At 65.9% G+C, this 12297-nt stretch carries 11 protein-coding genes and 1 tRNA gene; 7 read left to right on the forward strand and 5 right to left on the reverse strand.

Going from position 1 to position 12297, the window contains the following annotated elements; genetic code table 11:
- Positions 1 to 56: 56 nt before the first annotated feature.
- Entirely contained in the window at positions 57 to 443 is a 387-nt protein-coding gene (locus BW975_RS11140; protein WP_076534021.1) for a DUF2237 family protein, read from the forward strand.
- Positions 444 to 452: 9 nt separating this feature from the next.
- Here the strand turns inward: BW975_RS11140 and BW975_RS11145 are convergent, their stop codons facing one another.
- The 4 genes from BW975_RS11145 to truA form a co-directional block, all read right to left on the reverse strand.
- Entirely contained in the window at positions 453 to 818 is a 366-nt protein-coding gene (locus BW975_RS11145) for a hypothetical protein (RefSeq protein WP_076534023.1), read from the reverse strand.
- 15 nt (positions 819 to 833) lie between these two features.
- A complete protein-coding gene (locus BW975_RS11150; protein WP_076534025.1) occupies positions 834 to 1682 on the reverse strand; it encodes a hypothetical protein in 849 nt (282 codons plus the stop codon).
- A gap of 124 nt (positions 1683 to 1806) precedes the next feature.
- Positions 1807 to 1883 (reverse strand) — tRNA-Arg (locus BW975_RS11155).
- Between the two features lie 42 nt (positions 1884 to 1925).
- Positions 1926 to 2699 carry a tRNA pseudouridine(38-40) synthase TruA gene (gene truA / locus BW975_RS11160; protein WP_076534027.1) on the reverse strand — a complete coding sequence of 258 codons (774 nt, stop codon included), beginning with the start codon at positions 2697 to 2699 and terminating at the stop codon, positions 1926 to 1928.
- Between the two features lie 173 nt (positions 2700 to 2872).
- Between truA and BW975_RS11165 the strand changes: the two genes are divergently transcribed.
- From BW975_RS11165 to BW975_RS11180, 4 genes are read left to right on the forward strand one after another with little or no spacing between them, the layout of a single operon-like run.
- Positions 2873 to 4300 carry a YcjX family GTP-binding protein gene (locus BW975_RS11165; protein ID WP_076534029.1) on the forward strand — a complete coding sequence of 476 codons (1428 nt, stop codon included), beginning with the start codon at positions 2873 to 2875 and terminating at the stop codon, positions 4298 to 4300.
- Positions 4301 to 4344: 44 nt separating this feature from the next.
- Positions 4345 to 4752: a GNAT family N-acetyltransferase gene (locus tag BW975_RS11170; RefSeq protein WP_244512608.1), complete on the forward strand. Its 408-nt coding sequence runs from the start codon at positions 4345 to 4347 to the stop codon at positions 4750 to 4752.
- Positions 4749 to 5750, forward strand: coding sequence for a YcjF family protein (locus BW975_RS11175; RefSeq protein ID WP_076534743.1), 1002 nt, complete (start codon positions 4749 to 4751; stop codon positions 5748 to 5750). The genes BW975_RS11170 and BW975_RS11175 overlap by 4 nt, the downstream gene beginning before the upstream one ends.
- A gap of 56 nt (positions 5751 to 5806) precedes the next feature.
- The gene (locus tag BW975_RS11180; RefSeq protein ID WP_076534032.1) at positions 5807 to 7423 is read left to right on the forward strand and encodes an FAD-dependent oxidoreductase; all 1617 of its coding nucleotides are present in this window, start codon (positions 5807 to 5809) and stop codon (positions 7421 to 7423) included.
- Positions 7424 to 7431: 8 nt separating this feature from the next.
- On the opposite strand, the gene BW975_RS11185 is transcribed toward BW975_RS11180, so the two are convergent.
- Positions 7432 to 7836 (reverse strand): group III truncated hemoglobin, encoded by a 405-nt coding sequence (locus BW975_RS11185; RefSeq protein ID WP_076534034.1) that lies wholly within the window; start codon positions 7834 to 7836, stop codon positions 7432 to 7434.
- Positions 7837 to 8031: 195 nt separating this feature from the next.
- Between BW975_RS11185 and ileS the strand changes: the two genes are divergently transcribed.
- On the forward strand, positions 8032 to 10980 hold the full coding sequence (gene ileS, locus BW975_RS11190) for an isoleucine--tRNA ligase (RefSeq protein WP_076534035.1): 2949 nt from the start codon (positions 8032 to 8034) through the stop codon (positions 10978 to 10980).
- Between the two features lie 104 nt (positions 10981 to 11084).
- The gene (locus tag BW975_RS11195) at positions 11085 to 12248 is read left to right on the forward strand and encodes a trans-sulfuration enzyme family protein (RefSeq protein WP_076534037.1); all 1164 of its coding nucleotides are present in this window, start codon (positions 11085 to 11087) and stop codon (positions 12246 to 12248) included.
- The last annotated feature ends 49 nt before the right edge of the window (positions 12249 to 12297 follow it).

Consider the following 12297-nt stretch of genomic DNA (forward strand, 5'->3'; position numbering starts at 1 on the left):
TGTCGCAGCAGCGCCGGGCGCTAATTTCTGAAGCAGACAAGGGAAGGCAGACCGCCATGGAAAAAGACGCCCCGATCAACGTGCTCGGCACGCCGCTCATGCCCTGCTCGACCGCCGATCCGGTCACCGGGTTCTTCCGCGATGGCCATTGCAACACCTGCGCCGAGGACCGCGGCAGCCATACCGTCTGCGCCGAGATGACGGCCGAATTCCTGGCGTTTTCCAAGTATGTCGGTAACGATCTCAGCACACCGCGCCCCGAATTCGGCTTTGCCGGGCTGAAGCCCGGCGATCACTGGTGCCTCTGCGCCGGGCGTTTCGCCCAAGCCCATGACGAAGGCTGCGCCCCGCGCGTCAACCTCGACGCCACGCACCAGCGCGCCCTCGATGTCGTGCCGCTGGACGTGCTGCGCGCCCATGCGGGCAACCCGCCGGACGCGTAGGGCCGCGCGTCAGTAGCGCGGGATATTTTGCATCACAGGCGCCGGCACCCAGACGCTGTAAGCGCCCACCATCATCCACCGCCCTCCGGACGCCATCGCATTGCTACGGGCGGCGGACATGAGGGCCATGCGCGCCCTCTGGCGGGCGGCGAGTGCCTGCCGTTGCCGCGCGGCGCGGTCAACCCTCAAGGCATGGACGGCAGGGCTCAAACCAGTCATCCGCACGGCGCCCGAGCCTTGCGAGGATCGTGAAGGCGCTATGGGTCTGGCGCCAGGGAATTCCGCTTCCATCCCCGGCTCGACGCCGTTCTCGCCAGCGAAGGCACCGCCCGAAAGGACAAACAGCGCCGCGGCAATCATCATGGCTTTTTTCATTTGATGTCTTCCTGCTCAGAACAAATCGGTGATCGTATAGGACACGGTAAAGATCGCCCGTCGCTCGGGGTGATCCTCGAGCGCGCCGTTGATCCCCATCGACAGGTTCAGCCCGTCCAACTCCGGCACGACGCGGCTCAGTCCAATGACCGACTCGCGCCCGTTATAGCCCAGCGATCCGCTGAAATTCGGGGTGAACCCGATGCCCAGCCCGCCGAACGCGCCCGTCTTTTCATTCTCTGTCACGTCGCTGCCGACGCCGAAACTGACAATCACCGGAAAGGCGGGCGCTGCTTCGGGCACCACATGCGTGGCCCAGCTGCCGGTCAGCGAGGCCGCCGGATCGCCCCGCTCGGCATCACCCCACCCGGCAAGGCCGGTCACGCCGAGGCCGAGGGCAAACGTGCCGAAATCATGATCGCGCCGATGCGACAGCTTTAGCGCGAACGAACCGGAATCTCCGAAATCCTCGCTCGAGGTCGAGGTGATATTGGCGATGACATGCGCGTCAAAAGCGTCGCTGCCCGTAGGCAGGCCCAGCCCCGCAAAGAGCGAGCCGTCGACACTGTCCGCATTGCTTTCCTGCGTCTTGGTCGATCCGCCGACACCAAAGAAAAGCGCGCCGCGCGGTGCGGCAAAACCCGAGGGGATGCCGGGATGCGCCGCGAACTGCCGCGCCGCATCGACCATGCGGATCTTCTTGATGACGCGGGCCTGCATGGTCGGCGAAAGGTCTTCGTAATGGACAATATCCGCGCCGACCCCCGGCGCAGTTTGCGCTATGGCGCCCATCGCGCTGACACCAAGTAGGCCCAATGCCAGACCCGAAAGGGCGGTCCAGCCCCAAACTTTCAGAACGCTCATACTGCCTCGTTTCGCTTTTTCGGCAGTCTAAGCATCAACATCTGGTTGCGGTGAAGCCGCGCAGGCCCAGTTCTTGGCCACTGTGGCGTCCCCGCAACGCGATTTGGTCAAAGCAAGTGCGATCTGGCGATCCCTCGAGGACTCGAACCCCGAACCTGCTGATTAGAAGTCAGCTGCTCTATCCAGTTGAGCTAAGGGACCGCGCGCGCCTTCTCTAGCGCCGGTGCGCGCGCGGCGCAAAGCCTAATCCGCACCGAAAGGGTCTTCGGGGTAGCCCACCCCTTCCAGATAAAGCCCCTGCGGAGGGCAGACCGGCCCGCAGGCCGCGCGATCCGCGGCCTTCAAAGCCGCGCGCACATGCTCGGGCGTCCACGCGCCCCGCCCCACGCGCTCCAAGCTGCCGACGATACTGCGGACCTGGTTGTGCAGAAAGGACCGCGCGCGCAGGCGAAACTGAAGCTCCGCGCCGCCCGGCCCCTCGACCCGGTCGATGTCGATCGCGTCCAGCGTCTTGACCGGGCTGGCGGACTGGCACATCGCGGATCGAAACGTGGTGAAGTCATGCAGGCCGATCAGATGCGCCGCCCCCGCGCGCATCGCGTCCTCGTCCAGATCGTGCGGCACTTGCCAGACCAGCCCCTTGTCATGCGTCACCGGCGCGCGCCGCATCGCGAGGCGAAAGAAATAGCGCCGCTCCTGCGCAGAAAACCGTGCGTGCCAATCGCCTGCCACCTGCGCGCAATCGACAATCGCAACCGGCGCGGGCTTAAGGTGGTAATTCAGCGCCTCCATCAGCCGGAACGGCGCCCAAGGCTTGGCCAGATCGCAATGCGCCACCTGCCCCAGCGCGTGCACGCCCGCATCCGTGCGTCCGGCGGCGGCGATAGTGTGCGCCCCCGGCTCCAGCCGCGCCAGCGCGGCCTCGACGGCGCCTTGCACCGACGGCTGATCACGCTGGCGCTGCCAGCCCGCGAAGGGGCCCCCGTGATACTCGACTTTCAGTGCAAATCTCGGCATGGCGCCGCCTTACTCCAAATGCCGCCCCTGTAAAAGCATCCTGACCAACGCCGGCACGTGCTTTCATTGTTCTTCAAATACTCTCGCCGAAGGCGATCCCGCCCCCTGCCACTGGAATCCGGCGCATGCCGCCGTTATCTATGGTCGCAAGGCATCACGGAAAGGGCCGCGCATTGGGCATATCGAACCTGGCAGATGGCCTCACCCGCGGGGCCGAGCGGATTTCCGGCACCGTGTCCGAGACATTCTTCGAGCCCGTGATCCGGATCGGCGTGACCGGACTGGCGCGCGCGGGCAAGACCGTGTTCATCACCTCGCTCGTCGCCAACCTGCTGGAGCGGGGGCGCATGCCCGGCCTTGCCGCCGCAGCCGAGGGGCGCATCACTGCAGCCTTCCTGCAGCCGCAGCCTGACGATACCGTGCCGCGCTTTGATTTCGAACATCACCTGAATGCCTTGACGGCGCCCATCCCGCATTGGCCCGAAAGCACCCGCACCATTTCCGAGTTGCGCCTCAGCTTGCGTGTGCGGCCCACCGGCCTTCTGGCGGGCCTCTCGGGGCCGCGCACGGTTCATGTCGATATCGTCGACTATCCCGGCGAATGGCTGCTGGATCTGGCGCTGATGGACAAATCCTACGCCGATTGGAGCGAAGCCACGCTTTACCTCATGAAGCGGCGCGAGATCGCCGCGCCCTATCTCGCGCAGATGGGCGAGGCGGATGGTGCGGGCACCTGGGACGAGCCGCAGATCAAGGTGCTGGCCGAAGGCTTCACGTCCTATCTGCAGGCGGCGCGCGAGCGGGGCCTGAGCGGCATCGCACCGGGGCGCTTCTTGCTGCCCGGCGATATGGCAGGCTCGCCCGCCCTGACATTTGCGCCGATGGCAAAGCCTGACAGCCCCGCCCGCCGCAGCCTCTGGCGCGAGATGGAGCGGCGCTATGACGCCTACAAATCCCAGATCGTCGCGCCCTTCTTTCGCGATCATTTCTCCAAGATCGACCGCCAGATCGTGCTGGTCGACGCGCTGGGAGCCATCCATGCGGGCCCGCCTGCCGTAGCCGATCTGCAAGATACGATGGCCGAAATCCTGGGCGCGTTCCGCCCCGGTCGCAACGCATTCCTCAGCCGGATCCTCTTTGGCCGCAGGGTGGAAAAGATCCTCTTTGCCGCTACCAAGGCCGACCACCTGCATCATTCGCAGCACGCCCGCCTGACGGCCTTCATGGAGGCGTTGACCGCCGGCGCGCGCAGCCGCGCCGACTTTCAGGGCGCCGAGACGTCATCGCTGGCGCTGGCATCCCTGCGCGCCACGGTCGAGGAAGAGCGCAGCCACGAGGGCGAAACACTCGATTGCGTGCGCGGCACGCTGCAGAACCCCGACGGCTCGCGCGGCAAGGAGGCGGCATTCTATCCCGGCGCGCTGCCCGAAAGTCCCGCCAGCCTGATCGCCTCGGCCCGGCAGGGGGACGAGACATGGCTGGGCGCCGACTACCAGATCATGAAATTCGCCCCAGCGACGCTGCAGCTGAAGCCCGGCATGGGCCCGCCGCATATCCGGCTAGACCGGGCCGCACAGTTCCTGATCGGTGATCGGCTGTGACCCCGTCCCGGCCGCTCCGCGCCCGCATGTGGCACGTGCCGCAGATGGCCGCGATTCTTTGGGATTTCGGGCGCCGTACGCCTTGGTTGCCGCGCGTGCGGCCGTACCGCACGGATCTGCGCGTGATGACGCGGATCACGCGCGCGGGATGGGTACGCGTCCTGCATGACGCGCGCGGCCCCGCCGCCTTCATCGCGCGTGATGGTGCCCGGATTCATGCGCTATACGTGCATCCGCGCGCGCAAGGACGCGGGCTGGGCCGCACGCTTCTTGACGATGCCAAGCACGCCGCGCCCCGGCTGGAGCTGTGGGTGGCCGAGGCCAACCGCGAGGCCCGCGCCTTTTACGATGCCCAGGGCTTTGCCGAGGGGCAACGCAGCGATGGCACCGGAAATGACGAGCGTTTGCCCGATATCCAGATGATCTGGCAGGATGAAAGGTGCGCGCCATGACCCGCCCCAAAGGCCCGGTTCTGTTTGATCTCGATGACAGCGCGCCCCGCGCGACCCCGTCCGAGGCGCCCCCGGTGCCAGAGCCGGACATGCCGGATGCACCTCGGGGCGCCGCGATGCAGACCGCCGCCGCGCTGGCCGCGCGCCGCCCCTCGCGGCTGGCGCGGGTCTTCTGGGGGCTGGTCGGCACGCTCTTGGGTGTCGCGATCTCGCTGGCGGCTTGGGATTTCGCGACGGGCCTCGTCGCGCGGGTGCCGATGCTGGGCTATGCGGTCACCGCGCTCATCGCTGCGCTGCTCCTCGTCCTCATCGTCATCGCGATCCGCGAAATGGCCGCCTTCGCCCGGCTGGGCCGGATCGATGCGCTGCACCGCCGCGCCGATGCGGCGCTGGCCGGAGATGATCTGCCCGCCGCGCGCGCGCTGACGGATGATCTGGTAGCGCTCTACAAGGGGCGCGAGGATACCCGATGGGGCCGCACGCGGCTGGCCGAGCAGCGCGGCGATCAGTTCGACGCAAGCACGCTTCTGGCCCTGACCGAGGCCGAACTGCTGACGCCCCTCGACGCCGCCGCATTGCGCCAGGTCGAGGGCGCGGCGCGGCAGGTGGCCGCCGTCACCGCGCTGGTGCCTCTGGCGCTGGCCGATGTGATCGTCGCGCTCAGCGCCAATATCCGAATGATCCGGCGGATTGCTGAAATCTATGGCGGCCGGTCGGGCACGCTGGGCAGTCTGCGCCTGACGCGCGCCGTGATGACCCATCTGGTCGCCACGGGCGCCGTTGCCGTGGGCGATGATGTGATCAGCTCCGTCGCGGGCGGCAGCCTGCTCAGCAAGGTCTCACGCCGTTTCGGCGAGGGTGTGGTCAACGGCGCGCTGACGGCGCGTGTCGGCGTGGCCGCGATGGAGGTCTGCCGCCCCCTGCCCTTTTCGGCGGGCAAGCGGCCGAAGGTCCGCCGCATCATCACCACGGCGCTCAGCGGGCTTTTTCCCAGCTAGTGCCCCTATGCTGCTAGCATCTGCCGCAAGGGCAGCCCGCTGAAAGGACAACACCGATGGAATCATTCGCCGCCGATCTGGCCACGATGGTGCGCACGCCGCTGGGCGATGACCATGTCGCTGCCATGCGCGCCAGGGGATCCGAGCACGATTTTGCAAAGGGAGATGTCATCGTCGCCCCCGGCGCCCCGATGGGTGAGTTTCACTATCTGCTGGACGGCGAGATCGAGGCCTTCGATCCCACAACAGATCAGCGCTATGGCGGCGCTGTTCTGGGCCGTGGGCAGTTCACCGGCGATCTGGGTTTCCTGACCGGGGCCAACGCGATCCTGGGCAATCGCGCGATTTCTTCCGGGCGTCTCCTCTCGGTTCCGCGCGGCGATATGCTGCGGCTCATGTCGGACATGCCCGAGATGTCGGACATTGTCGTGACGGTATTTGCCGCACGTCGCCGCCGCATGGTCGAAACCGAGAGGGCTGGCATCGCATTGATCGGCGTCGAGGACAGCCGCGAGCTGCGGGCGCTGGCGGCTTTTGCTGGTCGCAACCGCCTGCCTTGCCGCGAAATCGCGCTGAATACGGAAGAGGCGCGCGAATTGGCCCAGGCCTGCGGCGCCGAGCCGGGCAAGCCCATGGCGATGCTGGGCAGGGGTCAGCTGATCGAGCCTGCGACGCCCAAGCGTCTTGCGCAGCTGTTGGGGATCGATCTGGCGCTGCCCAAGGACGAGGTGCTGGATGTGCTGATCGTCGGCGCGGGGCCTGCGGGCGTCGCCGCCGCCGTCTATGCCGGCGCCGAGGGGCTGAGCGCCCTGGTGCTGGAGGATACCGCCATCGGCGGACAGGCCGGCACGTCAAGCCGGATCGAGAATTATATGGGGTTCCCCACTGGCATTTCGGGCGCGGACCTTGTGGGGCGCGGCGAAATACAGGCGATGAAATTCGGCACCCGCTTTGCGATGCCGCGCGGGGCCGTGTCCCTGGCGCAATGCAGCAAGCGGCTCTTTCACGTCACGCTGGATGACAACCGGCAGGTCAGCGCCCGCGCGCTGGTGATCGCGACGGGCGTGCAGTATCGCCGCCTTCCGTGGGATCGGCTGGACGAGTTCGAAGGCGCGGGCGTCTACTACGCGGCGACGAAAAGCGAGGCGCGCTTTTGCCAGGGGCGCGAAGTGGTGGTCATCGGGGGCGGCAATTCGGCGGGGCAAGCCGCCATGTTCCTGTCGCGCACCGCCAGCCACGTGCATGTGTTGATCCGCGGCGATAGCTTGGCCTCATCGATGTCCGATTACCTGTCGAGCCGCCTCGAGGCGACAAGCAACATCACGCTCCACCGCCGGACCGAGGTGACCCGGTTGCATGGCGGCGATACGCTGGAGGCGATCACGGTGGACGCCGATGGCACCGAGCAGCGCATGGACGTCTGCGGCATGTTCGTGATGGTCGGCGCCGCGCCCAACACCGATTGGCTTTCGGACCTCGTCTCGCTCGATGAAAAGGGTTTTGTAAGGACCGGCGAGGCGGCGGGCCAGGATTTTCCCTATGCCACCTCCTGCCCCGGCGTCTTTGCCGTGGGCGATGTGCGCGCCGGATCGGTCAAACGGGTGGCCAGCGCCGTGGGCGAAGGGTCGGTCGTGATCGGGCGCGTCTGGGATCACGTGAACACAGGCGGATAAAACGACCGCTAGCGCAGGTTCGGCACGGCCCCCTGAGGTGCGCGCATCTCCAGTCCCATTTTCAGGGCGCGCCCGATCCGGTGCGCCAGCGCGGACCAGCGGCGCGACGTCTCGTCCGGCAGCTCCTGGGCAAGAACCTTGTCGAAGAGGTCCAGCCAGATGGCGAAATGCGCGCTAGTCACATCCCCCGCCCGTTTATGCACCATCATCGGATTGCCGTCATACTCACGCTCACGCAGGATCGCATTGGCCCAAAAGCGCACGATCTTTTCCTCATGTGCGGGCCAATCGTCCACATGCGCCGCAAAAACCGGCCCCAAGACCGCATCGCGCCGCACCTGAGCATAGAACCGGCTGACCACGCGCGCGATATCATCGCGGCTGACCTCGAATTGTGCCAACGGATTCGTCATCTGCCGCCTCTCCTTTCGCCCTCTGGACGCCGGACGCCACCGCCCCTATAACGCCCTCATGATGCGTTTCATTGCGATCATCATTCGAATTACATGCCCGGCGCTCTGATATCCGAGCCGCCGGGACAAGGCGTTCGAGCCATTCGCGCCGCCCCCTCATATCCAAGCCAAGACCCGAGATAAAGGACGCCCGAAATGTGCGCCGACACCACCGACACCGCTCCTGAGTACAAACACACGCTTAACCTGCCGCAGACGGATTTCCCGATGCGCGCGGGCCTGCCCAAGCGCGAGCCGGAATGGCTGGCGCGCTGGGAAGAGATCGGCATCTATGATCGCCTGCGAGAGAAGGCTGGAAACCGTCAGCCCTTCACCCTGCATGACGGCCCTCCCTACGCCAACGGGCACCTCCATATCGGCCACGCGCTGAACAAGATCCTCAAGGACATGGTGGTGCGCAGCCAGCAGATGATGGGCAAGGACGCCCGCTACATCCCCGGCTGGGACTGCCACGGCCTGCCCATCGAGTGGAAGATCGAAGAGCAATATCGCGCCAAGGGCCTGAACAAGGACGAGGTCGATATCGTCGATTTCCGGCAGGAATGCCGCAAGTTCGCCGATGGCTGGATCGACGTGCAGCGGGACGAGTTCAAGCGCCTCGGCGTGACCGGCAAATGGGAAAAGCCGTATCTCACGATGGATTACCGCGCCGAGCGGATCATCGCGGAGGAATTCCAGAAATTCCTGATGACCGGCACGCTTTATCAAGGGTCCAAGCCCGTGATGTGGTCGCCGGTCGAGAAAACCGCGCTGGCCGAGGCCGAGGTCGAGTATCACGACAAGGAGAGCTTCACGATCTGGGTGAAGTTCGAGGTAGTTGATCCCGTGGCGGGTTCAGGCGACGCGCTGGAGAATCGAGATCTGGTTGGCGCAAACGTTGTCATCTGGACGACGACCCCTTGGACGATCCCATCGAACAAGGCGGTCGTCTACGGCGCGAATTACGACTACGGCCTCTACGAGGTCACTGACACGCCCGAGGAATGCTGGGCCGCCCCCGGCGATCGCTTCCTGCTGGCTGACAAGCTGGCGGGCGAGGTGTTCAAGCGCGCCCGCCTCGAGGAAGGCATGTGGAAACGCGTGCGCGGTGTTCCAGCGGATGAGCTCGCGGGCCTCTCGCTCAAGCACCCTCTCGCCGGCGCCGAAGGCTCCCAAGGCGAATGGGACCAGCCCCGCGATTTCCGCGCGGCGGATTTCGTCACCGACGAGGAAGGCACCGGCTTCGTCCACTGCGCGCCCAGCCACGGCATGGAGGAGTTCGAGCTTTACCGCGATCTCGGCCGCCTGCAGGAGGTCATCACCTATAACGTGATGGACGATGGCGGCTTCCGCGAAGATCTGCCCTTCTTCGGCGGGACTTTTATCCTCGACCGCAAGGGCAAGGAGGGCAACGCGAACAAGGCCATCATCGACAAGCTGACCGAGGTCGGCGGCCTGCTGGCGCGCGGCAAGATCAAGCACAGCTATCCGCATAGCTGGCGCTCGAAGGCGCCGATCATCTACCGCAACACGCCGCAATGGTTCGCCGCCATCGACCGCCCCGTGGGCGACGGGCAGGACACCTACGGCAAGACGATCCGCGAGCGCGCGCTGACCTCCATCGACGAGCTGGTGACATGGACCCCGCAAAAGGGCCGCAACCGCCTTCATGCGATGATCGAACAGCGCCCCGACTGGGTGCTCTCGCGCCAGCGCGCCTGGGGCGTGCCGCTCACCTGCTTTACCCGCAAGGGCGCGAAACCCACTGATGAGGGCTTCCTGCTGCAGAACGAGGAGGTGAACGCCCGCATCCTCGAGGCCTTCGAGGCCGAGGGCGCCGATGCGTGGTACAAGGAGGGCGCCAAGGAGCGGTTCCTTGGTGGCATCGTGAACCCCGAGGAGTGGGACAAGGTCGACGACATTCTCGACGTGTGGTTCGATAGCGGCTCCACCCACGCGTTCGTGCTGCGCGACCGCGAGGACGGCTCGGAGGACGGACTGGCAGATCTCTACCTCGAAGGCACCGACCAGCATCGCGGCTGGTTCCATTCCTCCATGCTGCAAGCCTGCGGTACGATGGGCCGCGCGCCCTATCGCGGCGTGCTGACCCACGGCTTCACGCTGGACGAGAAGGGCAACAAGATGTCCAAATCGGTCGGCAATACGGTCAGCCCCGAGGACGTCACCAAGCAGTACGGCGCCGACATCCTGCGCCTTTGGGTCGCGCAATCCGACTACACCGGCGATCTGCGCATCGGGCAGGAGATCCTCAAGGGCGTGTCGGACAGCTATCGCCGCATGCGCAACACCATGCGCTATCTCATCGGCGCGCTGGCACATTTCGAAGACTCGGACCGGATCGAGCCTGCCGAGATGCCCGAGCTGGAGCAGTTCATCCTCCACCGGCTAGCCGAGCTGGATACGCGCGTGCGCGAGGGCTATGCCGCCTATGACTTCCAGGGCGTCACCCAGGCGCTCTTCAACTTCTGCACGCTCGATCTCAGCGCCTTCTATTTCGACGTGCGCAAGGACGTGCTCTATTGCGACGGCGACACCACCCGCCGCCGGGCTGCGCGCACCGTGCTGGACCTCTTGTTCCACCGCCTTACCACCTGGCTGGCACCCGTCATGGTGTTTACCATGGAGGAAGTCTGGCTCGAGCGGTTCCCCGGCAAGGACTCGTCCCTGCACCTGCAGGACATCCCCGAAACGCCGCAGGACTGGCTGAACCCCGATCTGGCGTCAAAATGGGCCGGCATCCGCCAGGCCCGCCGCGCGGTGACTGCCGCGCTGGAGGTCGAGCGCACGAACAAGGTCATCGGCTCCTCGCTCGAGGCGGCGCCGCAGGTCTTCGTGGCCGATGCCTCCATCGCAAAGGCGCTGAACTCGGTGCCTTTCGACGATGTCTGCATCACTTCCTCTATCGAAGTCACGGCGGGCGATGCACCGGACAATGCATTCACACTGCCCGAGTCGGACGGCATCGGCGTCCTCTTCCAAAAAGCCCCCGGCGATAAATGTCTGCGCTGCTGGAAAATCCTGCCCGATGTCGGCACACACCAGCACCCCGGCACCTGCCAGCGCTGCTCGGACGCGCTGAGCTGAACCCATCCGGGCGCGGGACCACTCTCTCGCGCCCGGCTTTCATTGTTCCAAAAGTACTCTCGCCGAAGGCGTTTGCGCCCGGCCATGCATCCAAAGGCCTGCCCATGACCCAAGACCGCCGCAACGCGCCCCTCTCCCCGGCGACCCGCCTCGCGCAGGCGCTCCATCATATCGAAGAGCAAACCGGCGCCGTTACCCCCGCGATCCAGCTTTCGGCCACCTACGCGCGCGGTGCGGATTACGCCCCGCGCCAATCCTACATCTACCGCCGCGACGGCAACGAGACGACCGAACTGGCCGAGACAATCATCAACGATATCGAAGGCGCCGCCTCGACCATGCTTTTTGCGTCGGGCATGTCGGCGGCCAATGCCGTGCTCGAGGCGCTGCCGATGGGCGCGCATGTGGTGGCGCCCGGCGTCATGTATCACGGCGTTCTGCACCAGTTGCGCAAGCATCACGCCAGCGGACGCCTGACAGTTGATTTCCACCCCGTCGGCGATCTGGACGCGATGCGCAGCCTCATGCGGCCGGGCGTCACCGCGCTCGTCTGGGTCGAAACGCCCAGCAATCCGGACTGGACCGTCACCGACATCGCGGCCGCCGCCGAGATCGCCCATGCGGCGGGCGCCAAACTGATCACCGATTGCACCGCCACGCCGCCGCCCTACTGCCGCGCGCTGGACCATGGCGCGGACATCTCGTTCCATTCGGCGACCAAGTATCTGAACGGCCATTCCGACGTCACCGCCGGATCGCTCGCCACGCGCGAAGCGGGCGAGATGTGGGACGAGATCGCGTCGATCCGCACCCTGCACGGCACGGTCCTGCACAGTTTCGACGCCTGGCTTCTGATCCGCGGCATGCGCACGCTTGCGCTGCGGGTGGAGCGTCAGACCACCAGCGCCAGCCGTATCGCGCAGCAACTGCTCAGTCATCCGCAGGTCGAAAAGGTGCTCTACCCCGGCCTGGCGGAGCATCCCGGCCACGACATCGCCCGCCGCCAATGCGAAGGCTTCTTCGGCGGCATGCTGTCGATCATTACCAAAGGGACCGAGCAGACGGCCATCGACACCGCGCGCCATTGCCGGCTTTTCTACCCCGCCACATCGCTCGGCGGCGTCGAGAGCCTGATCGAGCACCGCAAGACAGTGTCGGGGCCCGGTTTCGACGTGCATCCGAATCTGCTGCGCCTGTCGATCGGAATCGAGTCTCCGATGGATCTGATGGTTGATCTGGATGCGGCTTTGATGCGCGCAGCCCAGTAAAAGTTCATGATTGAGGCCCCGCGCGGCATGGAACAAATGGCGCACGGGC

Origin of the sequence: Roseovarius nanhaiticus, assembly GCF_900156535.1 — a bacterium.
Lineage (GTDB): Bacteria > Pseudomonadota > Alphaproteobacteria > Rhodobacterales > Rhodobacteraceae > Roseovarius > Roseovarius nanhaiticus.